Below are 26,185 nucleotides of genomic sequence, written 5' to 3'. Positions count from 1 at the left end.
TTTAGACTGACGGTTCCTATTTCACAACAACGAAATTTTCGTTCTGAAGGTGCAGCATATGATCCAGTCGTAACTGGTTGTTCTGTACGCCGGATACCCTACGATCTCCACTGTCCTAAGATACGGGGTTCATTAATCTGCCACCAAACTTATTAATATACTGCCAATGTTCCTCTAGAACGGCTATGGTCCTTCAAGAACTTGATGATTTCCTCAGCATTGGGTATTGATTCTTGGGCTCCGGCACGGGACACCGCAATAGCTGAAGCGGCGCTAGCTCGCTGCAAAGCGTCCTTAATCGTCATACCTTGTTGCCTGGCCGCAATAAAAGAACCGATAAACGTATCGCCTGCAGCCGTTGTATCCACGACATGGACAGGATAAGCTGACGTAAAGACAGCTTCTTCCTGGCCGTTCATATAGAGAGACCCTTTCTCGCCTAACGTTATGATAACTTCCTTGACCCCTAAATCAATAATTTGCCAGGCGGCTTGTCTGACGTTCGATAAATCTTCCTCTAGTCGAATTGAAGTAATGAATTCGGCCTCAGATTCGTTCAAGATCATTACATCTATTAATGGAAATACATCCTCTTCTATCTCTAGTGCGGGTGCAGGATTGAAATAAGTTTGTGCCCCCCGTTGCCTTGCAGTTTCAAGAGCGTATCGCGTACAGGCCCACGGTATTTCGTTCTGTACAAGTAATATCGATGTGGAGTCGAACAATTCCGGCAGCCCTTGTAAATCTTCAACCGTCATGCACCCATTCGCGCCTTCGCTTAGGAAAATGTTGTTTTGGCCTGACTCGTCTACAACAACAAAGGCTGTACCAATATCGCTATCCTTCCATAAGACCCGATCTGTATTTACTTGGTACTTTTTAATGGCAAACAGGATATCTCTGCTGTAAAAATCATTACCAACCGCCCCGACTAAAGTAACATTTCCGCCCGAAAGAGCTGCCGCAACAGCCTGGTTGGCTCCCTTACCGCCAGATTTCGTGTCCGTTTTGTAGCTTTGAACCGTTTCTCCCGGATGTGGAAGCTTTCGAATATAACATACAAAATCCATGTTAATACTTCCAACGACCACTATGTTTCCCATTGAATTTACCTCCCATAGGCCTAGCAGATATTGAACTTTCCACTGCACCCGATTTCATTTGCCGCTTCCATTCATGGAACTATTCCTTCGACCCTGTATTTGCGATACCGTTGACAAAATAACGCTGCAGCGGCAGCAAAACAAGGACAGGCACGATTACGGCTATGATGATGCCGGCAAACATTTCATTCCAATAGGTTGCAAACTCGGTGACAAAATCGCTCAACGCAACCTGGATGACTTTATACTCTTTCGACCGGGTTGCAATTAACGGCCACATGAAGGATTCCCACTGATGGATAAAAATTAATAATCCGGCACTTACCGTTACAGGCTTACACAACGGCAGGATGATTCCCGCATAAATTTTGAACCATGAAGCTCCGTCGATACGGGCCGATTCGATAAGCGCCTTAGGAAGATCAAGGAAAAATTGCCGGTAAAGGAAAATAACCAAACCATTAGCCAACCCGGGAACAATAATGCCGGAGTAGGTATCAATCCACCCCAGGCTGTCAACCAGGCCGTACAAAGGGATTGCGATAACCTCAAACGGTATCATAAAAGTCAGAATAACGAGGAAAAACAATAAATTTCTTCCTTTAAATTCGAAATAGACAAAAGCAAAGGCTGCCATCGAAGCGATAATCAAGCCGATAACAACATTAACAATGGAAACGTAAAACGTGTTAAAGAAGATTCGTCCAAAGCCTCTTTCTACAAATAAGGAGATGTAAGCATCAAAAGTAATTTCAGTCGGAACAAACGTTCTCCAAGATACTGGAGACATATAGCGAAAGATCTCGTCCAGAGGCCGCAGCGATGAGACCAGCGCAAACCCCAGAGGGAGCAAAATCACTAACCCCAGAAGGATGTGTGCGATATACAGCAGTGGGATCGTACCTTGTTTGCGTTTCATGGAATCTCCTCTCTAATGTTTGGCCCTAAGAAATTTGAATTGCAGAGCAACGATGCTTAAAGTTAAAAGGAGCAGAATAATAACGATCGCTGAGGCTCTGCCCGAATCAGAGTAAAGAAAAGCGCTGTTGTAGCTCTCCAGCATCAGGACATTCGTACTGTGTTCCGGTCCGCCCTGGGTAAGAATATACATGGGGGAAAACAGCAGGAAGTTGGAAACCGTTACCGATACAGCGACAAACGTTATGGACCGCTTCATCATCGGAAATGTGACCTGTTTAAACTGCTCCCACCGCGATGCCCCATCTATGGATGACGCCTCGTATAACGAAACGGGAACCTCCTGAAGCCCGGCAAGAAAAAAGATAGCCCAATACCCGATACCTTTCCATGTTGCAATCCCGATGATTGAAGCAAGAGCTTGTTTGGAACCCGTTAGAAAGGGCTGTTGGTCTAAGCCTAAGCCGACCAGCATGGAGTTGACGACTCCTTGTTCAGGACTCAGCATGATGTTCCATAAAATACAAGCGGTAGAAACCGATACGGCTACGGGAACAAAATGAATCCCTCTAAACAGCCCTATATGCTTGAGCTTGGCATTTAGTAATAACGCCAGCATAAAAGCAAGAATGACCTGTATCGGATTGACGAATACGTTGAATAACAACGTAATTTTCAAAGAGTTCCAAAAAACCGGATCGCTGAGCAGAAAGCTATAATTTTTCAAACCGATGAATGCTCCACTGTCGCTTAGAAAAGAAGGTGCATAAAAGCTGTCTTCCAAGCCCTTAAACACCGGATACAGCTTAAACATTAGCAATCCGAGCATGGCTGGAAATAAGAAGATATAAGGGGTGATCCTCTCTATTCTGATGTCATTCACCTTCAGTCATCTTTTGTTCAATAGTTCTGAATAAAGGGATGGGATTACCCACCCTCATCCCCAGAACACTTATTTACTTCACCACAGATTGATACTTCTTTAACTGACTATCGATCAATGTTGCGGCATCGTCTAACGCTTTCTTCGGATCGGAACCGTTTTTTATATCCTCAAATGCCTTGTTAACATTGTTTTCCCATTCCAAGTAGCCTGGCGTTTTGGGGCGTGCAACTGCTGTTTCGCGTGCTTCCCTTGCTGCTAATTTCATAATGCTATTGGGAAATTCTTTATATTTAGGGTCTTTATCGATCTGATCCAGCAGCTCCAAGCTCGCCGGCAGCGCCCCATTTTCATCAAACCAAATTTGCGAGCCCTTTCCTAACGTTAAATACTTGACAAACTTGGCTGCCGCTTCTTTTTTCGTCGAATATTTGGAGACGCCTACATGCCAGCTGCCTGTAGGTGTTACTATCTTACCCCCGGCAAAATAAGGATGAGGAGCTATCCCAAAATTCATCCCGGCATCTTTAATTCGCGGCATATTCTGGGTTGAAGCCAAGAACATCGCCACTTTTCCGGAAATAAAGTAATCTAGAGCTTCCTCCCGCTTGATCTTTGGACTAATCTTCTCTTTATTGAACAGGTCCGAGTAGAATTGGAACGCGCTCACCATCTCCGGTGAATTCGTGTATCCTGTAGCAGTTAGACCGTTGTCGCTCAGCACCTTCGCGTTTTTACTTTGTCCAAGTGCAATGAGCTGATAAGCCTTGCCAACCTGATCGAAACTGAAACCATAGACGTCATTTTGATTATCGCCGTTCGTATCCTTGGATAATTTCTTGGCAACTTCCAGTACATTCTCCCACGTCATCCGATATTCCAACTGATCCGATGGAAACGCAATGCCTGCTTTCTGAAACAAATCTTTATTATAAAACAGCACGACACTGGAGGTATTCATCGGCGCCGCCATTAGCTGTCCTTGATAGGAGCCTGCCTCTGTTGCCGAAGCTATCCATTTCTTCTTTGCATCAGCGCCTATCAGGGCATCGAGCGGCTCCAAATAACCTTTTAACGAATAACCCATTGTCAGCGGAACATCGACCGAGATAACATCCAGATCCTGTGCCTTGGAAGCAAGCTTAATTTCAATGGTTTCGGTCAGTTTGGTCGAAGGACTGAGCTGCAGATTCACCTTGATATTGGGATTTTCCTTCTCGAACTCTTCGATAACTTTCTTAATAGGCTTTTCCCAGATGGAATTAGCCAAGTACGAAATTTCTGTCGTGCCTGAAGAGCTAGCCTCTTGCTGGGCGGACTGAGTATTTTTGCCCGGGGTCCCGGAGCATCCTGCAATGAGCAATAGTGCAAGCGAACAAACAACGCCAGTTTGTATTTTTTTCAAAGTAAAAGCCCCCTTCTATTAATGCGTATATATCAGCAAAACACTCTTTCTTTCAACAGCGTCAGGAAGGATTCGCGGTCCACTTCTAGGCAAACCTCAACATTCCCGTCCGCACTGAGCTCCCCAACTGTGATGCCCGTCGGATGTCGATGATCGTAATCAACGCGGATACTCATCCTGCGGGTCGTTACAAGCTGGCGATTTATCAGCAGCGCAACAGCTAAAGGATCGTGCATAAATGTGAAATCCCTCTTTCGGTAATCCATATAACCTTCAATTTGCTTGGTCAAAGTACCGGCCAATGGGGTCCCTGAGGCTGCCAAATCGTCTTTATCTTGTCTCGTAATGGCAACCTGTCTGGTTACATCCAGCCCTACCATAAGGATTGGGGCTCCACTGGAGAACACCAGCGACGCTGCTTCAGGATCGCATTTCACATTATGCTCAATGGGAGGGAGCTCCGCTGCGATGCTGCCTAACCGAACGACACCGCCCATCATGACGATTTCCTTGACGTGCCTCACTAGACGCGGCTCTCGAATGATAGCTGCAGCGATGTTTGTCAGCGGCCCGATGGTCACCAAAGTAATTTGACCCGGGTTATTCATCACCGCTTCAATGATAAAATCAACGGCATGCTTGCCGTCGTTCCTATCCCGGTCTTCAATGTCCAGCCCTTTTCCTTCAATCCCTGCCCAGAACACCTCACGGTTGTGCAGTAAGGTCTGTACAATCCCGGGATACACATCGACCTCGCTGTTACCGGACAAGGCCATGATTTTCTTGGCAATTTCCGCACGGACTTGTACATTACCGTATACGGTTGTAACTCCTTCAAGCTTGATTTCCGGCGATCTTAGCGCAAGCGCTAGTGCGACGGCATCATCCGAATCCGTTCCGATATCCGTATCGAGTACTATGCGATTCATAACTGGAGTCCCCCTATTTGTTTTGAGATATTTCCGATTCATAACTAAAGTATAGGTTGTATAGGGGGAGGCGAAAACGGATGATATTTTAAGATCATAGAGGACAATCTAAAGATTGCGATTTATTCCCGACCCGACATGCCGCGATACTCTTGCGGCGATACGCTATAGTAGCTTTTAAACAGTTTTGTAAAATAGGGGGTATATTGATAACCTAGCATGGCAGAGATTTCATAGATTTTGGCCTTCGAATTTCTCAACAAGTAAGCAGCCTTCTCCATGCGGTACCGGTATATATATTCGCTCAAGTTCTCGCCGGTTTCTTGTTTGTACGCGGCCGACAAATAAGACGGATGAAGATGGACATGCTCGCTGATCGCCTGCAGGGTTACATTCTCGGAGAGATGTCGCTCGATATATTGATGAATTTGCAATACAAGGGGGCTCTTACTCTTACTCACATTACCGCGAATAGCAACGCGTTCTTTAAGCCGATTCGATAACTTTCTTAATAGGCTTTTCCCAGATGGAATTAGCCAAGTACGAAATTTCTGTCGTGCCTGAAGAGCTAGCCTCTTGCTGGGCGGACTGAGTATTTTTGCCCGGGGTCCCGGAGCATCCTGCAATGAGCAATAGTGCAAGCGAACAAACAACGCCAGTTTGTATTTTTTTCAAAGTAAAAGCCCCCTTCTATTAATGCGTATATATCAGCAAAACACTCTTTCTTTCAACAGCGTCAGGAAGGATTCGCGGTCCACTTCTAGGCAAACCTCAACATTCCCGTCCGCACTGAGCTCCCCAACTGTGATGCCCGTCGGATGTCGATGATCGTAATCAACGCGGATACTCATCCTGCGGGTCGTTACAAGCTGGCGATTTATCAGCAGCGCAACAGCTAAAGGATCGTGCATAAATGTGAAATCCCTCTTTCGGTAATCCATATAACCTTCAATTTGCTTGGTCAAAGTACCGGCCAATGGGGTCCCTGAGGCTGCCAAATCGTCTTTATCTTGTCTCGTAATGGCAACCTGTCTGGTTACATCCAGCCCTACCATAAGGATTGGGGCTCCACTGGAGAACACCAGCGACGCTGCTTCAGGATCGCATTTCACATTATGCTCAATGGGAGGGAGCTCCGCTGCGATGCTGCCTAACCGAACGACACCGCCCATCATGACGATTTCCTTGACGTGCCTCACTAGACGCGGCTCTCGAATGATAGCTGCAGCGATGTTTGTCAGCGGCCCGATGGTCACCAAAGTAATTTGACCCGGGTTATTCATCACCGCTTCAATGATAAAATCAACGGCATGCTTGCCGTCGTTCCTATCCCGGTCTTCAATGTCCAGCCCTTTTCCTTCAATCCCTGCCCAGAACACCTCACGGTTGTGCAGTAAGGTCTGTACAATCCCGGGATACACATCGACCTCGCTGTTACCGGACAAGGCCATGATTTTCTTGGCAATTTCCGCACGGACTTGTACATTACCGTATACGGTTGTAACTCCTTCAAGCTTGATTTCCGGCGATCTTAGCGCAAGCGCTAGTGCGACGGCATCATCCGAATCCGTTCCGATATCCGTATCGAGTACTATGCGATTCATAACTGGAGTCCCCCTATTTGTTTTGAGATATTTCCGATTCATAACTAAAGTATAGGTTGTATAGGGGGAGGCGAAAACGGATGATATTTTAAGATCATAGAGGACAATCTAAAGATTGCGATTTATTCCCGACCCGACATGCCGCGATACTCTTGCGGCGATACGCTATAGTAGCTTTTAAACAGTTTTGTAAAATAGGGGGTATATTGATAACCTAGCATGGCAGAGATTTCATAGATTTTGGCCTTCGAATTTCTCAACAAGTAAGCAGCCTTCTCCATGCGGTACCGGTATATATATTCGCTCAAGTTCTCGCCGGTTTCTTGTTTGTACGCGGCCGACAAATAAGACGGATGAAGATGGACATGCTCGCTGATCGCCTGCAGGGTTACATTCTCGGAGAGATGTCGCTCGATATATTGATGAATTTGCAATACAAGGGGGCTCTTACTCTTACTCACATTACCGCGAATAGCAACGCGTTCTTTAAGCCGATTCAGCACCTGAACCGCCCAATCATGAAGCAGTTTCACGGTACGAAACGCAGGAGTGTTATTCCCTCTCATATAGGGCGCCTCTATCACATCCGCCATTTGCAGCCCGTACATGTGAATCACATAGGTGTAGGCATTCGATAAAGCAAAATATACTTCCGATAAATATTCCGCGGAGTCCATTCCGTTGCTGCTCAGCTCTTCAAAAATATAGTTCAATCTCACCTGTGCATCTTGCCACCTGCCCGTCTCTAACAGCTGTAGAACGGTAGGAGGTTCGTACAACCGCTGAAGAGGCCGCAGTGGTGTATGAGGCGGTTGGTCCCACAGACGATGAAACAGCTCCTGCTCGCTTTCGGGCAGCCTTCTGAACAGCATCAAAGCTTTTTGATACAGCTCGGTAAGACCTTGGGGGAAAGCTTCAAAGTCACTGATGATGACCGAGATTTTTCCTTGAAGGTATATCGTTATATAATGCTGTAATTGCGGGATCAGCTGCTCCAGTTTTATTCGGGAGGCATCCAGCAAATCATTGTTTTTTGTTTTTACTAAGAAAGCCAGATATTGACTGTCGTCTTTGCAGGACCAGACTTCAAAAAACTCTCGCAGCACTTCTTCTGCAATATTGACTATTGCATATTCAAACAAGGAAATGTCCCGCTCCTCAAATTCCAAAAAGCGATTTTCAATTCTTAACAGCATCAAAGCTGTCTTATCCCCTGATGAGAAAGGAATATTTAACCTTTCCATTTCTTCGGTCAATTTCTCCGGGGTCTGCTTTCCGCCTTTAAGTACATCGAGCAGTAGAGATGCTTGTAAGCGCACGATATGAGAACGAAGCGTTTCCTGCGCTTTTTTGTTGGAGACCACGGCTGCCCTCTTTTGTTGTAATCCTTCAGCTGTTTGAAGAATGGTCTGCAGCAGCTCGTCTTTCTTGACCGGCTTTAACAGGTATGCCGCTGCGTTAGTTTTTAACGCTTGCTGTGCATATTCGAACTCAGCATAGCCAGATAAAAGGATACATTCGATATCTATCTGATTCTGTTTGATATACTCGCAAAATTGAAGCCCTGTCATTCCCGGCATGCGAATGTCGGTGACAACAATATCGACAGGGAACTGCTCAACGACCTGCACAGCCTCCTGCCCGGAGGCAGCTGTATATACGCAATCAAAGTTTGTAGTTTTCCTTATAAATAAGGCCAAATCCTCCAAAATAACGGGTTCATCGTCAACGAGAAGCAATCGAATCATGTTGAGTCCCCTTTCTCCAGTAAATAGTCACACTAAGTCCTGACAGACCTGATGATGGTCGCAATTCCAGTCCGGCTTCTTCACCGAACCAATACTTCAAACGCTGCTGCACATTCCATAGTCCATATCCGGTTGTTTCATCCATTGGTCTATCAAGCTCTTCCATTAACTCACGCAGCCTGTCTGCTGTAAGGCCAACGCCGTTATCCTCGATCTTTATGCGAATGCAATCCTCTGTAAGCTCTCCGGTAATCTGAATGACGCCTTCCCCCATCTTGGGTTCCAAGCCATGAACTATCGCATTTTCTACGATGGGCTGTATAAGGAGCCTTGGCATACGCAAGTTCATCATTTCATCAGGAATTATCATTTCGTATTGAATCCGCTGCATCCTTAACAAGTGAATTTCCAAATAGTTTTTCACTAATTTCAGTTCATCTCCAAGACAGGAGTGGGGATCGTCCAGCCGGGTGATATAACGGTAATAATCACTGAGATTGTAAGCCATGGCGATAACAGGCTCATTGCGCCCAAGACTGGCAGAACTGATGATGAAGTTAAGGCAGTTGTACAAAAAATGCGGATTAATTTGAGCCTGCAGCTGCTTCAGTGTAGCCAGCCGAGACCGGTTTTTTTCTTCATATACATCCTCAATCAGGTGTTGAATTTGCCCTGCCATATCATTAAATCGAACAACTACAAAATCAAATTCATTATGAAACCAACGATTCAGCCTCACGTTAAAATCACCGCTTTGAAATCTCTTTAATACACTGGTGAGTTCGTGAAGAGGAGCCTGAACATGTTTATACAGCAGGAAGGATGTCAGTATTCCTACCGCTAGCAAGAGGATAATAAAACCATAAAATAAGTTTCGAATCTCGGTGATGGGAGCTAAAATTTGCTCCAGCGGTGTGTAATCGACAATATAATACCCGAGTGCTTGTGAATAGACGTAATTTATCATATAGCTTTTTTTAGCTACTTCCGTTACAAAGTCACCCTTTTCCTCTAATGCATTTTGAAAAAGAAAATCGACGATCGCATCCGTAGTTTGTGTATCCGAGGTTCGGTTATAGCTGATATGATTTTGTCGGTCAACCATGAAGGGATCGCCTTTGCTGCCCGTCTTCAACTGATCCAATAGAGAGGTAATATTTTGCTCATAAAAAGCCATTTCTACAATAACGACGCTTTGATCCAGCTTCCCGTTATCATTTATCGGCCCGCCTGCGTAGTAAACAAAGGATGACATATCTGGGTGGTCAGGATCCGATCTGTAGCTCCAACTGGTATTTCTTATATTTTTGTCTAGCTGCTGCTCATCATAAGGGATTTGTCGTAAAGTGGTCGATAGAGTTTTTTGAACAGAGGGAAAGTACAGTGTGATATCGTTGTACCAACTGCTGGCGGAGCTCTGAAGAGTCAATTTTTCCTGAACGGTCGATTCGATCCGACTAGAGGGCTGTTGTTTGCCGGTCAACAGGGTTCTTTCCATACCCAGAACTGTTGTATCTCTAGTAAGTGTGATCGCATTCATAGCTAAGCTAACAGCTATCGAATCCAATTGTTTGCGGAAAAACTCCAGCTGATTGCTTTTTTCTTTTTGTAAGAGCCCTTCCACGACACGAACGCTAACCTGATTCGATAATCCGTAAAGGAGTAAGATGGGTATTAGAAAAATAAAGATAACGGCGTTGATTTTTGAGAAAATATTTTTTTTGATTATCATGTAGTATCCCCTTTTTCCGTGCATGATCTTTAATTCTCATGTGCTATGAAGAACTCGTCGCCATTATATGGGTTTATAGGGCAAAAAATCAAGATGTCCGTGATTATTCATAGTTACCGACTATACACCATAATGCTTATACTGCTAGATTAGGCATAGATCTGGCAATATTAACCAGTCTGTATTTCCTGAGCTCCATAATCCATTGTTCAGGTGAGGGTATAACAACAAAAAACTGACCTCTTGAGGTCAGTAGCTAAGGGACACTATTATGATATTAAAGAATGCAAACAGGAGACCTATTGGCCAAAATGCACTTTATATACAAGCTGCGCACCTAAATCGGAGGAACAAAGCACAGCGCCATGATCGGTTATGACAAGGCTGGTCAATGCTTCCCCCTTGATGGGAATGGCAAGAAATTGATGTTCATTCATATAAATGTTCAGGTATTCATCATTATCGGTCATTTTTATTTTGACAAGTGTCATTTTTTTAGGTGGCGCTACGGGATCATAACCTGCTTGATCCTCAATATGCACCTCAATCTCTGAGCCTAGCCAGCATGACAGCTTTTCATCCCACTTCATCCACGTTCACCTCGTCTTTACACGGCAGCATCCCGCATCCTCTTTTGGTGTTACCTTCACTTGATAACCCTGCAGATGCCCCCAACAGCTGGAAGCGGAATTCCCGTCATTCTCGATAGAATCTTCGATATAACAGATCAGGTCATCTTCTGACTCCCAGATCCCGAGCCCCTTCACTTCAGCGACAGCAATATCGAGTCCTTCTTCTTCCCGGTAATCGATATACCAGCTTCCCCGCCCGGCAAAGAGTTCCTGCAGCTGTTGGTCAAGCGCCGTCTTAAACGGGGGCTGTGCATGCTCGCGAATAAAACACAAATCCAATGCAAATTCGCTAGCCATCATCCTCTTCCTTCTTCCTGCTTATGTCCCCTTTGTTTGGTAATATCGCTGAACATACCGGCATAATAGACGATATCCCCTGCTTCATTCTTGACCCCGCTAATGGTGAGCCACTCCAGATAGATGTCTCCGTTCTTTTTACGATTCCAGATCTCCCCCTGCCAAAAAACCTGACTGCGAATCTGATCCCACATTGCGCTGTAAAATCCGCGGTCCTGTTTGCCCGATTTCAATAAACTTGGTGTTTTGCCGATGACTTCTTCGGCCTCGTAACCCGTAAGCTCGGTAAATGCCGCATGACTGAACGAATATTACCGCTGGTATCAGTAACCATGATCCCTTCTACCGTATTTTCAATAATTTTGGACGACAGTCCCAGCGCTTCCTGATAGAACATCCAGACAATGAGAATTTAGCTTGCTAAAGCCACCTGGGATAAAGCCATAAAGCCTATGGCGTAGTGACCTGTGAGTTTAAACAGGAATGTTAGCATCAATGGAGGAAAAAATCCGCCCAACCCGCCCATCGCCGATATGATACCATTCGCAATGCCGGCTTGCTTCGAGAAATACATGGGCACCAGCTTGAAAATTGTTCCGTTACCTGTACCCGCGCACAATGCGATCGTCAAACAACCTACTGTGTACCAAGTCATGGATGGAGCGAAGGAAAGCAGAATACCGGCGACCGTTAGACCAGCGAAAACAAACATCAGAATTTTGAAAGGATTCAATTTATCTGCAAGATATCCCCCAACAGGCCGCATAAGCGTTGCAAGAACGATAAATCCCGCTGTGCGCATGCCAGCATCAACTTTGGTAAGATGAAAGCTGCTGACCATAAAGTTGGGCAAATAAACTGTAAAAGCTACGAAAGAGCCGAAGGTAAGAAAATAAAATAAACATAAGAACCATAGCTTGGAATTTCCCGAAACCCCTTTAATTTGCTCCACAAGAGAGGTCTTCACAGGAGGTTCCTTACGGTCTCCCGCAATAAAGTTCAAGGCAGCCATGGCAAAAAGTAGGATGCTGTACAACATGACCGTTTTAGACCATCCCAAATGGTTGGCAACGATTGGCGCTCCGAATGTCGAAATCGCTGTACCCACATTACCGGCCCCATAGATTCCGTTAACAAAGCCATGGCGTTCTTTAGGATAATATTTGGGCAGAGAGGTTACCCCAACAGAAAACACAGCTCCGCCAATACCCAAGAAAAAGCCGCCAATAATCAGATCCATGAAGGAATCTGCTTGACTTACCCAATATACAGGAGCCAGCAGAAGAATGAAGCTGATCGCAAATAGTTTTCTGGCACCGTACCGGTTCGTCCAATACCCTACAGGCACCCTCATTACTGAGCCGAACAAGACAGGGATGGCCGTAACCCATGTCAGCTGGGAAGGAGTCAGCTTGATCGATTCCTTAATAAACGGCATTAACGAAGAGAGAATCACCCATACCATGAAGCCAAGCACCAAGCAAACGGTTTGCAGCGGCAGCTGCATTTTTTTGATTGCATTCATTGAGTATCACGCTCCCGACGGTAGATCCATAAAGCCAGTGGAAACAACAGGATGTTGCATGCTGCATAGATAATAACCGTACGATATTGTTCCAAATAGTACGCGTTGACTGCTTTCTGGGTGCAAATAATATTCAGAAACAGAACTGCACATAGTAGAAGCACCCCTGCATAGCTACGCTTCATAGCGCTTCACTCCTATCGCGTAAATCGCGCCTTGATCCTTCTTCAGCAGGACTTCAGGCAGCGGTGTTCTCGGCGGGCCGGCGGTTGGTGCCCCTGTTCTGGCATCAAATAACCCATGGTGGCACGGGCATACCATTTCGTCCTGTTCCTTGCTCCAGAACACGGGACATTTCAGATGTGTGCATGCATTCTGATAGGCTTTATATTCATCCTCGCCAAGTCGGATGAGCAGCGCTGAATCATGCTCTCCCGGATAAGCGAATTCCACAGCGTCGCCAATCTTCAGCGAGCTGATATCGGTTATTTTCAGCTCGGGATAAGCTTTCTTCTTTAAACCTGTCAATTCTTTTGCCGCCAATGCTCCCCAGGGAAGTGTAGATACGGCGAAGACCCCCGCAGCCCCGGCCAGCGTCTTCATAAACCCGCGCCGATCCAGCTTTCTTTCGTTGTTTTTACGTATGTTATGTGTATAGTTATCCTCATTAAACGGACTATGGTTATTATCACGCTTTTTGTCTTGTTCCATATAGACTCACCCCATTACATGTGGATTAGAACAATTTGTGCTTTCCTTGCAGAATGCCCGGAAGGCTGATCTTTACATTGGTTTCCCCTTCAAGCGGGTCGATTGGCTGGCGGCTTGCCGTCCATTTGCCCAATTGATGCTGTGATTTCTTTGCAGCAAGCTCTTCTTCAGTCAGCCACTGCAGGGTATTCGTCGGGCAAACCGATGCGCACATCGGCGGGATGCCCTCTTTGGTACGGTCATAGCACAAGTCACACTTATACATCAGGTTCTGCTCTTCATCGAATTTGGGGATTCCATAGGGACAAGCGATTGTGCAGTTCTGGCAGCCGATGCATTTCTCAACCAGAGCTGAGAGCACAGCGCCTTCTTCTGTAATCTGGATTGCTTGCGCCGGACAGCTTCGGGCACACGCAGGATTGACGCAGTGCAGGCACATGAGCGGAATCGTTTGCCGCGTGACCAGCGGATTCACGTCATATACGTAGTTCCGGTTCCTTTCATCATGCCCTCCGCATTGCGTACAAGCAGCCAGGCAGCTGCGGCAGCCGATGCAGTGGTCCATTTCAATATACAGATGCTGTTTCATCGGATGCTCATCCCCTCCGGCTGCTTCTCAATCTGGGCCGCACAAGCTTTAAATTCAGGCATTCTGGACATTGGATCCAGCGCTGGAATCGTAAGCAGATTAATGGACTGTTCATGACCGAAGTGATAAGGAACGAATACGGTATCCTTGCGAATCGCTTCGATGATTTTGACCTTGTAAAATGCCTCCCCGCGGCGAGTATACAAACGAACGATTTCTTCATGTTGAATGTTATATTTGGCAGCCGTTTCAGGGTGCACCTCAACGTATGGCTCCGGGCACATAACCCGCATAAACGGAATTCTTCTCGTTTGGTTGCCTGACAAGTAGTGATACACGACCCGGCCAGTCGTTAAGCGGAGCGGATACTTTTCACAAGGCTCCTCGGCCGGCGGCCTGTAAGGGAGCGCGCACAGCTTGGCTTTACGGTCTGCGTGATAAAACTTGTGATCCAGGAACATATGCGGCGTGCCCGGATCTTCCTCACTGCGGCATGGCCAGAAGACGCCATCCTGCTTCTCGATCTTCTCCCATGTCGCTCCGTAATAATCGGCATAGCCGCCTTTAGAAGCAAGACGAAATTCGTCAGCTACATCTCTGGCCGTCTTCAGGTGGCGGAAGTACTGCCCCCTTCCAAGCCGCTCAGCCAGCTCTATCTCGATCAGCCAATCCGGCTTCGACTCGCCGATAGGCTCCTGCGCTTTATTGATTTTAATGATCCGGCCTTCCAAATTCGTTACGGTGCCTTCGTCCTCAGACCAAGTAACAGAAGGGAGCACAACATCGGCGAACTCGGCGGATTCTGATAAATAAATATCGGAGCAAACCATAAAGTCAAGCTTCTTAAGCGCCTCGCGGACAAAATTTTGGTTCGGCGCGGAAACAGCCGGATTCGAGCAGAGCAGGTACAGACCGCGGATGGTCTTCTGCTCCATCAGCTCAAACATTTCATAAGCCGATACGCCTGGCTGAGGCATTTCTTCGGGAGTAATCCCCCACACTTTGCATACTTCTTCCACATGCTTCGGGTTGGTCAGCTTGCGGTAACCGGGCAGCAGATCGGACTTTTGTCCATGCTCACGTCCGCCTTGACCGTTTCCTTGTCCGGTAAATGTAGCAACGCCAGACTTCGGGCGGCCGATTTTGCCAGTGACCAGACACATATTCGTGTACGCGGAGACATTGTCCGCTCCCTTGTGCTGCTGCTCAATCCCGCGGGCAAACATCACAATCGCATTGGGCGCCTTGCCGTATATTTCAGCTGCGCGAATGAGCTTCTCAGGTGCAACGCCTGTGATCTCGCTTGTATATTCAGGTGTGAATTCCTTCACAACCTCTTTCATCTCTTCAAAGCCGTTCGTGTGATTGGCTACAAATTCATCGTCAACGTGACCGTTCTGAATAAGCTAAAAACGGGCTCGCTAGTATGTGAATAATATCACATACTTAGCCGCTGCTCGCTTAAGTATACTGCGCAAACCGCTAGCAATCGCTTGAAAAGGCTCACAACAAAAATGAAACCCTTAGCTCAAAACGTGCTAAGGGCTCCTCTACCTATCAGTCAAAAGCATTCAAATCGAAAGTACCATCCTCCCATCGATATACGAACTCCATTTGTTGAAAACTCTTGTATAGTTGGAATCTCGACTCCTGATCGAGTAGACCATTAGAAAATGAAAGAATTGATGACCGGCACCGACATCCAGAAGCGGGTTGAAACTAATGATCTCCAGATTCCTTAGGCGCTTATCATGTGCCGCTTACGGGCTTTTATCATATTGTAATATGGCCTAATATTTGCATCTAAAAAAGGAGTGTTTATTTTGTCAGCAACTATGACCCGTGATATCTATACGTACCATAATAATCCATTACATCAAGCAGGGCGGCATTTTGTGATGGCAGAACACTGCGAGAGAATGAAAATGGCATGTGCCGGTAATCCTGAACTATTTTATAAATATGCCGAATGCGAATACTATCATAAAGCACTTGCACATCGTTACAAAGGGATAGCCGCAGCAGGAGGCATGTAAGTCCAGAGCACGACTGCCAGCGGAAAAGCCAAGGAACCGTTACCGACCTTAATCAGTGAAAAACTGCACCCCCATTGTTAGACACCATCTAACAGTTGGGGTGCAGCTCATTCATGCCATTAGCACGATTTCGTTGAATTAACGAAACCATATCTGCCATTACGGTACCAATAGTGTTTAAGCCATAGGTTCAAAAAAATGTCAGCAACAGACTCTTATAAATCCAATGCTGCCACTACACTTTTTTGACACTGGGCAATGAGAAACTAAAACTCAATGAAGTTCAAATTACAAAACCAAAAACGGAACTTATTTAATAATGACTAGGTCTGTGCTAACCGGTATCCAGCCATTGTGGCCATGCCCTTGCTGCTTCCACTCTTTAAAACAATGCAAAAAAGTAGTAACTGTGCTTCTTTGGGGTGAATTTAGCAAGCTTGATCCGAAACGTTGGGTAACCCACTTTGAATACGATTATTTGTGGAATGCAGTCGCCATCCTAGCCCCGTGCTCTTTCGCATGGGGGATCTTTTTGCGTTCATATATCCACTAAATAGGCAAAGACCGTGTTTCCCCTGTGCGAACGTACATAGACTGTTGCAGTGGTTTAAGTATCACAACCAATAAAGAGTGAAATCTCAATCAATATCGTCAGCAAGATTTCTCACATGACGTTACCGGAAATTCTTAGAGCGCTTCAACACTGAGCAGCATCTTGTAATGTAATAACATTATCATTAACCTGGTTGGATAACTCAGAAAAGGAAGTGGATTTAGTGGGAATTCGGCCTCCTGTAAATGATACTTTTGATTATATCGTGGTAGGTGCTGGAACTGCCGGAGGAGTAATAGCCAAAAAACTGACTGATAATAAAAAAACTTCGGTGCTCGTTCTTGAAGCTGGAACGAATATGATGAATGATAGTCCTTCTGTTGAGATGGCTTTATTATTAGCCAGTGATAATAAGCTGTCCTTCAACATTCTTTCCATCTTGGAGCAAAATCTCGGACGTCAGCTTAAATTAGAAGGTGGCAGAGTATTTGGGGGAAGTTCTCAACATAATTTCATGTATGCAGTACGCGGAAGTCGTAACCTATATGACGAATGGGCAAGTCTCGTCGGAAATCAGTGGAGTTATGAGAGTGTACGTTCTTTATTTAAAATAAATGAAACGTATACAGGTCTTACGCAAAGTCCGAATGACCGGGGGACAAAAGGTCCTATTTTTGTCAGGCAACAAATGATTCCGAATGACGGGCTTACTCGCACATTAGCCGAAGCAGCATCAGACGTTTTAGGCATCCCGATTGTCGAAGATTATAATACAGGCATAAGGGATTGTACATTTTTCAAATCTCAATTTACCCAGAAAGAAGTAGATGGTATGTTTGTTCGTTCATCTACGGCAACCGGGTATTTGAATCGAAATATTGTTACTCAAGGCAATGAGTTCCGTCCCGATGAGTTCGGAGTTGGCCAGAGAAAATTGGTTATTTTCGCAAAAACAACGGTAAACAAAGTCTTATTCAAGAAAAAGAACAGGCTGATGATTGCCAACGGCGTTGAATTTGTCAGAGACGGATTGTCACAAGCAGCTTTTGCCCGAAAAGGGATCATTATCTCTGCAGGTAATTTGTCCTCGGTCATACTACAGCGTTCAGGAATCGGCAGTTCGGCTGATTTAGCGCAGGCAGGGATATCAACATTGGTAGAGAGCCCAAATGTCGGTCACAATTTTCAGGCTCATCATTCTGTTGGATTGGGTGTAGAAGTAGAAACAAACCGGCTTCTGCAGGTATTGGCTGCTGATCCCGACCAGCCGATAACAATAGGCGCTTTTAAAAAGGATAACGGATCAGGACGCCGTCTTCAATTAATGGGGATTCCGGTACCGGCGGCGCTCCCGGTTCAGGAAGTGTTTATAAATAATTGGGAGTTTGATCCTGCGAAACCAAGTAATATAATGAGTATTTCAATTATTAATCTAAACCCTAAAAGTAAGGGCACGATAACGGCAGCACACAGTGATCCCGAGGCTTATCCGTCGGTTTCCTTTAATCCACTAGAAGATCCGGACGACTTAACTTTTTTGGTGGATCAATACATTGAAACGTTCAATATTATGATGAGGGCTCGTGCTCTGGATCCAGACGGTATTTTTAAGGTTGTATTCCCTCCTGAGGATATATTCAATTTACCGAAAGAGGAAGATAAACGAAACCGGCTTGCTTCTTATGTTAGGGCATCTTATGCGAATTTTGACCATTTTGGTGGACAATGTAGAATGGGGAAAAATATCCGTGAAGGAGTCGTTGATGGATTCCTGAATGTCTTTGGAACCCAAAATCTTAAAGTAGCCGATCTTTCCGTCGCTCCTGTTTTACCTGATGGCAATACTTCCATACCTGCTCAGATGATCGGATTAAATGCAGTACGATTTATCCGCGCAAATCTCTAACGTGAAGTTGGATGAATAGATGAAGGATCGTTCACAAAACAAGTGGGCAAAATTCAAAGTGTTGAAAGGCACGAAAAAGCTTGACCGGTATTTGCCGGAAACCCAAAGTTTTTCACGGAAGTCTTTATGGGAATATATGAGGAAATACGGAGCGGTGATACTTAAGCCATATCACGGAAAATCAGGGTACGGCATAATTCAAGTTTCTACATTAGAAGAGAATCGGTATGAGCTACAAAATGAAAACAAAAAAATCGTTTTAGACGGTAAGCGAGCTGTCTTTGGTCAACTAAAAAAAATGATCTGTCAATCAAAATATTTAGTACAACGCCGTATATGTTTGGCTGAAATAAATAAAAGACCGTTTGATATAAAAGTGCTTGTACAAAGAAAAAAACAAAAACAATTATTATGGAAAGTAAGCTGTATGCTGGCGGTAGTGGCTGAAAGAGACTATGTTGTTACGAACGTTTCCAGAACAATACTTCCAGTTAAGAAAGCGATTGAACAAACATTCCTGAAGCCAACCCCAACTCATAAATTATTAAAGAGCATAAAAAAAGTCTGTTTATTGGCAGCAAAACAACTAAGTGATTATTATCCGTCACAAAGCATTATAGGCTTTGATATTGGTTTGGACCATAATGCCAAGGTTTGGATCATTGAGGCTAATTTTAAACCAAGTAAGAAACCCTTTTTAACTTTAAAAAAGGCATCAGATTAGAATTAACATATATATCCATCTACATTGCTGGTGGTGTCAGCTTCACTGGTACTACCAGCAATGTAGATTAATATTGTTATTTCACCATAAAATGTCCGTAATTATCGGGTGAACACTTATGGAATAGAGCAATTTATTCAAGATCAATGGTTACTTCTCGCTTCAGTAAGGATGATCGTATAATACCATCAATAATGGCTTGATTTCGTACAATTTGCTCCCCAGGTATAGGCGCCTGCTTGCCTTCTAATACCGCATGAACAAAATCACGAACTTTTTCGTGAAACAAATTTTTATTATGTTCTATTATCGGAATCTGGCTCTCAACATGTTGACCTCTAACATCGTGGAAATAAGATATAGCACCTACGCTCCCATCAAATACACCACTCCATGGACCTTTACCGGCAGGCGTAACTTTCAGTCCGCCCTCTGTCCCCAAGAATAAAGTTGGACCCAGAGTATCCATATGCATAGCCCAAGATATTTTAAAATTCAGTACGAGATCATTTTCAAAACGTATCATAGCAACACCGAAGTCTTCTACATCGAAACGACTTGCTTCCTTATGATAGCGGGAATTGGTTCCAAAATAATTACTGCTGCTTGCGGAAACTGTAACCGGTTTAGGATAACCCATCGCATTCAATGCCATATCGAGGGAATAACAGCCGATATCTGCAATCGCACCTGCTCCAGCAATATCCTTGGAAATAAATGTTCCCCCAGGCATGCCTCTTCTCCGGCCTCCGCCAGTTTCTATATAATATACCTTTCCGAGCTGACCAGATTGCACAATATCCTGAATAATTCTCATATTCGGATCATAACGGGGTTGAAAGCCTATATTGAGCATGAAGCCAGTTTGCTTTGCAGTTTGGGCCATTTCTATCGCTTCATTTAAAGTAACAGACATGGGCTTTTCCAGCATGACGTTCTTCCCAGCCTTCAAAGCATCGATAGTGGTTTGATAATGGGCTACATTCGGTGTGCAGATGCTTACGCAATCCAAATCTAATTCCAATAACCTCCTATAGTCATCAAAAGGTTGTGCTGATGGAATATTCCAGAAGTCAATAAATTGTTTAGCCTTCCCGGGTATTACATCCGCAACCGCAACGATTTCTACATCGGTTAGTTCTCGATATGCTTTCACATGCGAGCCAGCAATCCCCCCGCTGCCAATAATACCGATCTTCAATATTCTGCTCATGACGTTTACCTCATCTCTATAAGATAATAATAAAGTAGCATAAGCCCCGCGATAATATTAGTTCAACATTCAGACAATCGCATTCATAAATTACGACATTACATAGGAAAAGGACTAACGTACATATTTAATTATATTTCCAGGGCTGCTAATTTTGTACAGAAACAAATAAAAAAAGGGATGGCGATCGCCACCCCATTAAGCTGCATTCGTACCTATTCATTAAACATTGATTTTTTTAAAAAGATTTCTCCTATTATATAGCAAGCCCCTAGCTTCCGATCTGAATTTCAGTAAATGTATCGTAGATACGGTTTCGCTTGGCCCTCTCTTCCGGACTGAGCTTTTGGGCATCTGCAATCTCATAGCCGCCAAAGGTATCATACAGCCTTGATGAGGGGTCGATTTCCACATAGGTGCACCAAGGCAGCCAGTGGTAGTGACTTTGCAGGATTTGACTGGTAAAGTTGCCTGATTCGTGCCCCAAGCCAGGCATGATATAGCCAATGCTGCCGTCTACATCATTCGACTGTCGGGTGTTCTTATCGATGAACTCGGCAAAATCGAGATAATGCTCGTCGCCTGTAATCACATACAGCCTGTAATAGGTATATGAACAGGCGGCCATATATACATCGGCCCCCCCGCCGATGGTGATAATGCTCTGCCCGCTGATAGAATACTTGTTGAACGGATGCTTCGGCCAGGGGGTAGTCACAGGGAATGTCCACGCATAGGTCCAGGTTTCGGTATAATCGGCGGCGCCAATCGCGCCTTCCAGCCACTTCTTCTCACCGGTCAAATCATACAAGGCAAGGAAGCCGAACAAAGCGTAGATCCCGGCCTCTTTATCCATGATGTCCATGTTATCACAGGTTCCGCCACGGTATTCCATGTTCAAGTAGGCATTATCGTAAGACCAATCTCCCGCCTGGATCGCAGCGGCTTTATATCTTTCATCACCCGACACCAGATAGAACTGCACCAGGAAACGAATCACACTGGGCGTGTTGGCCTTGGAGTCCATACGGATGGAGCAGTCGGTATTGTATGCACGGTAAAAACTGCCGTCTTTATTCTGAATGTTCACAATCCAATCGGCGGTCTTTCTGCAGAATTCCAGCCATGCCGGCCGCTCGTCGCCTATCTTGCGCATATAAAGGTACGCATCCAGAATGGCCTCAATTCCGTCGGCAAGCATCCGGATATAATGAGGATACGGCTCAAACTCCTGGATGCCGGGATGGTAGCACATATGCGGCAAACCGGACTCGGTCATCGCCGTCCGTACCCAAAAGTCAATAATGTTGACGCCTTTTTCGAAGGCTTCGGGCACGTTTTCCTTGTCACCGTAACGCAGCAGCTGGTAACCGATACCAGGCTGTTGTCCGACAAAGCCGAACTGAAAAGACACACTGGATACATCCATGTCGGGCAGTTGGCAGGAGAAAGGCAACCCGTACGAATCGCCGTACTGCTGCGTATATTGGGTGAGCATCTTCATGCAGTTGTGGAAATGGAGCCCATTATCTACATCGAATAACTTGTCGCGCATCCGGTCGTAGGTCATCCGCCAGATGTCTCTCATCATCAGCTGGAAGCTGCTATAGTGTCCGAAATTTACTGCCACAGCGTAGTTTTGCTCAAAACCGACCTCCACCGGGTGGCTCACGCGCTGGAAGAATTTGAACTCATCTTTGAAGTCAAGTCCCGCATACCTTCTTGCAGCAGGCATCTGACCGTCGCAGCCTGGGTATACATAATCGATAGACAAGCCGTCGACCGTCGTCTCGAAATCCTTGCGTACGGCAAAACCATAATACATATAGTTCATGCTTCTGCTTTCCGGCCTGCTCATGCCAACGGCTCCAATGGTAAATTTGGGATCTACATGATTTGCAGCCTGTGCAATATCCAGAGACCGCATGGTTACGTCTGACGTCCAACGCGATATTGCCGCCATTTCGCCCGATGCGACGTTTTGCATAGCAAACAAAGGCAGGGCACAAGCGGTCTCGAGCCGCCAGAAATACTCGCAATCCAGGTCTTTGCCAAAGGCATTCTCACGCGCAAATTCGTTTTGCTTATACCATACACCGGGGGCGAAGCAGTTATAGTCATGCGGATCATCCGAATCTGTCATGACCAAGGAGAGCTTGGTGGAAAAACCAAGGTCTCCTCCCGCCTTCAGCACCTTTACGTTTCTGCTTACCTTCAATCCGGCTCCAGCTGCCTCATAAGTATCTGTAAAGGAAAATTCAGATCCGGAGGGTACGGTTAATGTACCTTGGGCGGTGATGGTATCGCCGGAAGCAGAAATCTCGCAGTAAGCTTTGTCATAAAACTCGCTAAGGGCAACGGTTGTCTTTACCGTTACAAACATTGGACGTTTATTAAAATATAGAAGCTTTCCGCCCTTTTGTACCTCAACGCCGCCGTCCTGAAAGATAATAGCATAGTCGCCGCATACTAGCTTCATAGGTACATTCATAGGTACATCCCCTTATTGGTTTTATTGAAATATTGCTTCACTAGAAATTTCATTACATCGCCGGGTTGTTCTCTAACAAACTCTGGTTTATCTTTAAATACCATCCCGTACGGTGCCTCAGGTGTATAAGGTTCCCATTGCGGCATCTTCTCTCCAGTGGAGTCATTCCCATTAGGATCTCCGGAACGGATGAAGTTTGCCCAGTAGTTGCACATCTGACGGGCAAGATCATAATGTTTGCCGACAAATGGCCTCCAGCATTTGGCCAGAGTTTCAAAGAAGAACCAGAGATCCACCGAGTGGAAGGTTCCAGGGTTATCCCATCCGGGTATTTCCGCATCAAAATTGTAATAATAGAGCGGGATATTGGCTCCGGTATCCGCATTGGCCTGTGAGGCAATCCGGATTGCATATTCGAAACCGCTCACGGAAGCATTCTTCACTATTTCATCTATGTTTTCCGACTGTCCCTGGCAAAGTGCAACAAACTCTTCGGCATTCTCGCCAAACATATGGGCAGCCATTTGCCGGAATTCCTCCAGCGTCTTGACATTCGGAACACTGATAAATTCGGACGAAGTGTGCCCCCAAAGAACCGGTACCATTCGGCGCTTGTTTTCTAGGAATAGATCAAACGGGTTGCCCATGCAGAATACTTGATCAACAACGGTGCCCCAGAACCCAAACCCCTTATTATATTCCAGCATTTTGTCACGGAGATATTCAGCATCAAGTCTACGGGCTTCTGTAAGGGAGGAAGCTCCGATAAATTCAAAGAATTTCAGACCCTCTTGCTCAGCCTCCACCAGATTGTGCCGAATTCTCGGCATACGGCCTCCCGGGTAAAGCGGTGCTGAGACACCGCTCTGAACAATAGCTCTCTGAAAAAGACCTTCGTTCTGAGGCGAAGTGAGCTGGCTCATCACGCTTCCGCCGCCGGCAGATTGACCGCCAATCGTAATGTTGTCGGGATTACCGCCAAAAGCCGCGATATTGCGTTTGACCCATTGGGTAGCAAACTGCTGATCGAGGTGTCCGAAGTTTGCGGGAGCTTCCGGGGCTTCCGCCGTTATTTCCGGATGGCATAGAAATCCGAACACGTTCAGACGGTAGTTAATCGTTACCACCACGACGCCTCTGCGTGCAATGCGTTCGCCATCAAACTCCATCTCAGCCGTATGACCGACCTGCAGCCCGCCGCCGAAGTACCATACAAACACCGGCAGCTGCTCATCGGGAGTGTTAGCCGGGGTCCACACATTCAGGTAGAGGCAATCCTCGTCCATGGGGATGTCCGGGTCCACAGCCCATTCCCTGGTATAGATGTTATTTACATCGATCTTTTGTCTTACCTGCATGGAAACCGGCGCGAAATCGTATGCTTTCAACACACCTTCCCAATCTTTAGCAGGCTGTGGGGCACGCCAGCGATTTTCGCCCACGGGGGGCGCGGCAAATGGAATCCCTTTGAAACTTGTTATACGAGGGTCGGCCGCCGGCAGCCCTTGAACGATACCGTTTTCAACCTTCACAACTCTAAGCATACTTAATGCCCCTCTCTTCAATTATTTGTCTCTTTCATAAGGCGAATGACATTCCATGAAAGCTTTTGGGTCAAGGCTGTTACTTTACCGTTTTCAATTTTCGTTTCGAAATTTTTCGTGGGCTTTATCGCTTCCTGATTCTCGAAGCTATTCCCCTTTTCCAGGTCATCGGTGTACATCTCAATATGCTCGGCGAACCTATAACCATCAAAGCCCCGAACGTCCAGGTTAACCTCGATGTCATCCTCAATCCCCCGGTTGATGATAAAGATGTAGACCTCGCCCTTTTCCTCATTTTGTACTGCGGCCGCTTCAATAGCTTGAACATTTTCATAGGCATGGCACTGATTAGAACCTGTAAGGGCAAATTGCTCGGTGTTGAAGGTCGGTCCGTCGACCACGGGCAGGATCGAGATGCCGTCACGGGCAAGCTTATTCATCTGGTAGTATGGATAATATGCCGCATTCTTCCACACATGTGCACCGTTAAATGCCAGGGCGTTTCGAATTCCGCCGGTCATGCAGCCTATCTTGATCCGATCCGCATGACGCAGGAAAGTCAGAAGCACGGAAGACATGGCAAGGGCATTCAGCATTTGGTGGGAACCAAACCTTCGCTCTACATAATGCTCCGGGTCATATCTTGTAAAGACATTGTCTCTGGGAGCAAACTGGGCATAACTCTTGGTTACATCCTGCCAGCCTCTGCGTCCGAAGAGAACCTCGCCCTGCTTGCCAAAGCTGCAGCCGTATTCGTCGAAGGAGATGTACATTTTCTTAGGCGTACGCAGCTTGGTTTGCAGATAGTCACAAATGGCTATGGTCGTCTTGATATAGTTCTCAAATACGGAGGAAATGTTAAGATAATTGGCGATGTCGCCCTCCGGCGCGGAGTGGTAATGGTGCAGGGATACGTAGTCTACCGATTCGTAGCACTGCTCAAGCGCCGCCATTTCCCATTCGGGGAAATGCTTGTAATGGTCGGAGGTACCCGCAAAAACGGTTTCCGCCTTGTTGTCAATCCATTTGACCATTTTGGAAATCTCATGGGTACGAATGCCGAAGCCAACCGGATCCTTTTCCCAGGAACCGATCTGCCAATGGCCGTCCATTTCATTCCCAAGATACCAGGTCTTGATGGGATAAGGCTCGGGGTGCCCGTACTTCTTGCGCAGGTCAGACCAATAAGTGCCGCCGATATGACGGGAATACTCTACCAAGTGTGCGGCGCTTTTGATACCTTCCGTACCGAGATTGAGAGTGTACATCGGTTCCGTATTGACACGTTTGGTCCACTCAATATATTCATCATGGCCGATTATATTCGGCTCAACCTGGAACCACGCCAGATCCAGCTGTGCCTTGCGGTTTTCAACCGGTCCGATTGAATCCTTCCAGTCCCAGCCCGAAACCCAGTTGCCTCCGGGAAAGCGAAGAGCTGGAAGATCAAATTCCTTGACAGCGTCTATTACATCCGTCCGAAAACCCATGTCATCTGCAGTCGGGTGCTTGGGATTATAGATCCCTCCATATACCCAACTGCCGATCGGCTCGAGAAACGCACCAAACAGACGTTTATCTACCCTACCTATCTTATAATCCGGCTGTACGGTCACTTTCGCCTTCTTTACCATTAAAGACC

General features: G+C 45.9%; 24 protein-coding genes and 1 pseudogene. 3 read left to right on the top strand and 22 right to left on the bottom strand.

The genetic code is table 11. From position 1 onward, the window contains the following. Nucleotides 1-152: 152 nt before the first annotated feature. From rbsK to B1728_RS25550, 18 genes and pseudogenes are all read right to left on the bottom strand, one after another. Nucleotides 153-1,103 carry a ribokinase gene (rbsK, locus tag B1728_RS25630; protein WP_079913264.1) on the bottom strand — a complete coding sequence of 317 codons (951 nt, stop codon included), beginning with the start codon at nt 1,101-1,103 and terminating at the stop codon, nt 153-155. 79 nt (nt 1,104-1,182) lie between these two features. Further along, entirely contained in the window at nt 1,183-2,022 is an 840-nt protein-coding gene (locus B1728_RS25625) for a carbohydrate ABC transporter permease (protein WP_079913263.1), read from the bottom strand. Nucleotides 2,023-2,034: 12 nt separating this feature from the next. Then, on the bottom strand, nt 2,035-2,904 hold the full coding sequence (locus B1728_RS25620) for a carbohydrate ABC transporter permease (RefSeq protein WP_256865506.1): 870 nt from the start codon (nt 2,902-2,904) through the stop codon (nt 2,035-2,037). Nucleotides 2,905-2,977: 73 nt separating this feature from the next. Further along, a complete protein-coding gene (locus B1728_RS25615) occupies nt 2,978-4,309 on the bottom strand; it encodes an ABC transporter substrate-binding protein (RefSeq protein WP_079913261.1) in 1,332 nt (443 codons plus the stop codon). Nucleotides 4,310-4,341: 32 nt separating this feature from the next. Continuing rightward, on the bottom strand, nt 4,342-5,238 hold the full coding sequence (locus tag B1728_RS25610) for a nucleoside hydrolase (protein WP_079913259.1): 897 nt from the start codon (nt 5,236-5,238) through the stop codon (nt 4,342-4,344). Nucleotides 5,239-5,360: 122 nt separating this feature from the next. Beyond that, a complete protein-coding gene (locus B1728_RS36950) occupies nt 5,361-5,672 on the bottom strand; it encodes a helix-turn-helix transcriptional regulator (protein ID WP_256865505.1) in 312 nt (103 codons plus the stop codon). 52 nt (nt 5,673-5,724) lie between these two features. After that, nucleotides 5,725-5,913, bottom strand: coding sequence for a hypothetical protein (locus tag B1728_RS36945; protein WP_256865504.1), 189 nt, complete (start codon nt 5,911-5,913; stop codon nt 5,725-5,727). Between the two features lie 32 nt (nt 5,914-5,945). After that, complete coding sequence (locus B1728_RS25600; protein WP_079913259.1) at nt 5,946-6,842, bottom strand: nucleoside hydrolase; 897 nt, start codon at nt 6,840-6,842, stop codon at nt 5,946-5,948. A 122-nt stretch (nt 6,843-6,964) separates the two neighbouring features. Continuing rightward, on the bottom strand, nt 6,965-8,590 hold the full coding sequence (locus B1728_RS25595; RefSeq protein ID WP_079913258.1) for a response regulator: 1,626 nt from the start codon (nt 8,588-8,590) through the stop codon (nt 6,965-6,967). Further along, nucleotides 8,568-10,322 carry a sensor histidine kinase gene (locus tag B1728_RS25590; RefSeq protein ID WP_179136203.1) on the bottom strand — a complete coding sequence of 585 codons (1,755 nt, stop codon included), beginning with the start codon at nt 10,320-10,322 and terminating at the stop codon, nt 8,568-8,570. Before B1728_RS25590 ends, B1728_RS25595 begins: the two co-directional genes overlap by 23 nt. Before the next feature lie 299 nt (nt 10,323-10,621). Next, a complete protein-coding gene (locus tag B1728_RS25585) occupies nt 10,622-10,912 on the bottom strand; it encodes a hypothetical protein (RefSeq protein WP_079913256.1) in 291 nt (96 codons plus the stop codon). A gap of 6 nt (nt 10,913-10,918) precedes the next feature. Beyond that, nucleotides 10,919-11,254, bottom strand: coding sequence for a hypothetical protein (locus B1728_RS25580; protein WP_079913255.1), 336 nt, complete (start codon nt 11,252-11,254; stop codon nt 10,919-10,921). Continuing rightward, the gene (locus B1728_RS25575) at nt 11,251-11,505 is read right to left on the bottom strand and encodes a PAS domain-containing protein (protein ID WP_079913254.1); all 255 of its coding nucleotides are present in this window, start codon (nt 11,503-11,505) and stop codon (nt 11,251-11,253) included. The genes B1728_RS25580 and B1728_RS25575 overlap by 4 nt, the downstream gene beginning before the upstream one ends. Before the next feature lie 158 nt (nt 11,506-11,663). Next, complete coding sequence (locus tag B1728_RS25570) at nt 11,664-12,776, bottom strand: nitrate/nitrite transporter (RefSeq protein WP_079913253.1); 1,113 nt, start codon at nt 12,774-12,776, stop codon at nt 11,664-11,666. Beyond that, the gene (locus tag B1728_RS25565; protein ID WP_079913252.1) at nt 12,773-12,961 is read right to left on the bottom strand and encodes a hypothetical protein; all 189 of its coding nucleotides are present in this window, start codon (nt 12,959-12,961) and stop codon (nt 12,773-12,775) included. Before B1728_RS25565 ends, B1728_RS25570 begins: the two co-directional genes overlap by 4 nt. After that, on the bottom strand, nt 12,951-13,487 hold the full coding sequence (locus tag B1728_RS25560) for a Rieske 2Fe-2S domain-containing protein (RefSeq protein WP_079913251.1): 537 nt from the start codon (nt 13,485-13,487) through the stop codon (nt 12,951-12,953). Before B1728_RS25560 ends, B1728_RS25565 begins: the two co-directional genes overlap by 11 nt. A 25-nt stretch (nt 13,488-13,512) precedes the next feature. Then, nucleotides 13,513-14,076 carry a 4Fe-4S dicluster domain-containing protein gene (locus tag B1728_RS25555; RefSeq protein ID WP_079913250.1) on the bottom strand — a complete coding sequence of 188 codons (564 nt, stop codon included), beginning with the start codon at nt 14,074-14,076 and terminating at the stop codon, nt 13,513-13,515. Beyond that, nucleotides 14,073-15,482: pseudogene (locus tag B1728_RS25550) on the bottom strand (molybdopterin oxidoreductase family protein); the annotation flags it as partial. The pseudogene B1728_RS25550 and the gene B1728_RS25555, both read right to left, overlap by 4 nt. A gap of 417 nt (nt 15,483-15,899) precedes the next feature. On the opposite strand from B1728_RS25550, the gene B1728_RS25545 reads away from it, so the two are divergent. From B1728_RS25545 to B1728_RS25535, 3 genes are all read left to right on the top strand, one after another. Beyond that, nucleotides 15,900-16,112, top strand: a complete 213-nt coding sequence (locus tag B1728_RS25545) for a hypothetical protein (protein WP_256865503.1) — start codon at nt 15,900-15,902, stop codon at nt 16,110-16,112. 776 nt (nt 16,113-16,888) lie between these two features. Further along, nucleotides 16,889-18,571 (top strand): GMC family oxidoreductase, encoded by a 1,683-nt coding sequence (locus B1728_RS25540; protein WP_256865502.1) that lies wholly within the window; start codon nt 16,889-16,891, stop codon nt 18,569-18,571. A 19-nt stretch (nt 18,572-18,590) separates the two neighbouring features. Beyond that, a complete protein-coding gene (locus B1728_RS25535; RefSeq protein ID WP_079913248.1) occupies nt 18,591-19,295 on the top strand; it encodes a YheC/YheD family protein in 705 nt (234 codons plus the stop codon). Nucleotides 19,296-19,428: 133 nt separating this feature from the next. On the opposite strand, the gene B1728_RS25530 is transcribed toward B1728_RS25535, so the two are convergent. From B1728_RS25530 to B1728_RS25515, 4 genes are all read right to left on the bottom strand, one after another. After that, nucleotides 19,429-20,508 carry a Gfo/Idh/MocA family protein gene (locus tag B1728_RS25530; protein WP_079913247.1) on the bottom strand — a complete coding sequence of 360 codons (1,080 nt, stop codon included), beginning with the start codon at nt 20,506-20,508 and terminating at the stop codon, nt 19,429-19,431. A 271-nt stretch (nt 20,509-20,779) separates the two neighbouring features. Continuing rightward, complete coding sequence (locus B1728_RS25525) at nt 20,780-22,999, bottom strand: hypothetical protein (RefSeq protein WP_256865501.1); 2,220 nt, start codon at nt 22,997-22,999, stop codon at nt 20,780-20,782. Continuing rightward, on the bottom strand, nt 22,996-24,543 hold the full coding sequence (locus B1728_RS25520; RefSeq protein ID WP_079913246.1) for a carboxylesterase/lipase family protein: 1,548 nt from the start codon (nt 24,541-24,543) through the stop codon (nt 22,996-22,998). The genes B1728_RS25525 and B1728_RS25520 overlap by 4 nt, the downstream gene beginning before the upstream one ends. Before the next feature lie 17 nt (nt 24,544-24,560). Continuing rightward, complete coding sequence (locus tag B1728_RS25515; RefSeq protein ID WP_079913245.1) at nt 24,561-26,177, bottom strand: alpha-L-arabinofuranosidase C-terminal domain-containing protein; 1,617 nt, start codon at nt 26,175-26,177, stop codon at nt 24,561-24,563. Nucleotides 26,178-26,185 lie beyond the last annotated feature (8 nt).

The organism is Paenibacillus sp. 32352, from assembly GCF_002042965.1.
In the GTDB taxonomy this organism is placed as follows: Bacteria; Bacillota; Bacilli; order Paenibacillales; family NBRC-103111; genus Paenibacillus_S; species Paenibacillus_S vulneris.
Note: the sequence above shows the minus strand (reverse complement) of the source record. Positions and strands in the feature narration are given on the sequence as shown.

Bases quoted from the DNA above. Each gene is read 5' to 3' on its own strand.
- rbsK (WP_079913264.1), bottom strand. From the start codon at position 1,103: ATGGGAAACATAGTGGTCGTTGGAAGTATTAACATGGATTTTGTATGT.
- B1728_RS25625 (WP_079913263.1), bottom strand. From the start codon at position 2,022: ATGAAACGCAAACAAGGTACGATCCCACTGCTGTATATCGCACACATC.
- B1728_RS25610 (WP_079913259.1), bottom strand. From the start codon at position 5,238: ATGAATCGCATAGTACTCGATACGGATATCGGAACGGATTCGGATGAT.
- B1728_RS25600 (WP_079913259.1), bottom strand. From the start codon at position 6,842: ATGAATCGCATAGTACTCGATACGGATATCGGAACGGATTCGGATGAT.
- B1728_RS25595 (WP_079913258.1), bottom strand. From the start codon at position 8,590: ATGATTCGATTGCTTCTCGTTGACGATGAACCCGTTATTTTGGAGGAT.
- B1728_RS25590 (WP_179136203.1), bottom strand. From the start codon at position 10,322: ATGATAATCAAAAAAAATATTTTCTCAAAAATCAACGCCGTTATCTTT.
- B1728_RS25585 (WP_079913256.1), bottom strand. From the start codon at position 10,912: ATGAAGTGGGATGAAAAGCTGTCATGCTGGCTAGGCTCAGAGATTGAG.
- B1728_RS25580 (WP_079913255.1), bottom strand. From the start codon at position 11,254: ATGATGGCTAGCGAATTTGCATTGGATTTGTGTTTTATTCGCGAGCAT.
- B1728_RS25570 (WP_079913253.1), bottom strand. From the start codon at position 12,776: ATGAATGCAATCAAAAAAATGCAGCTGCCGCTGCAAACCGTTTGCTTG.
- B1728_RS25565 (WP_079913252.1), bottom strand. From the start codon at position 12,961: ATGAAGCGTAGCTATGCAGGGGTGCTTCTACTATGTGCAGTTCTGTTT.
- B1728_RS25560 (WP_079913251.1), bottom strand. From the start codon at position 13,487: ATGGAACAAGACAAAAAGCGTGATAATAACCATAGTCCGTTTAATGAG.
- B1728_RS25555 (WP_079913250.1), bottom strand. From the start codon at position 14,076: ATGAAACAGCATCTGTATATTGAAATGGACCACTGCATCGGCTGCCGC.
- B1728_RS25535 (WP_079913248.1), top strand. From the start codon at position 18,591: ATGAAGGATCGTTCACAAAACAAGTGGGCAAAATTCAAAGTGTTGAAA.
- B1728_RS25530 (WP_079913247.1), bottom strand. From the start codon at position 20,508: ATGAGCAGAATATTGAAGATCGGTATTATTGGCAGCGGGGGGATTGCT.
- B1728_RS25525 (WP_256865501.1), bottom strand. From the start codon at position 22,999: ATGAATGTACCTATGAAGCTAGTATGCGGCGACTATGCTATTATCTTT.
- B1728_RS25520 (WP_079913246.1), bottom strand. From the start codon at position 24,543: ATGCTTAGAGTTGTGAAGGTTGAAAACGGTATCGTTCAAGGGCTGCCG.
- B1728_RS25515 (WP_079913245.1), bottom strand. From the start codon at position 26,177: ATGGTAAAGAAGGCGAAAGTGACCGTACAGCCGGATTATAAGATAGGT.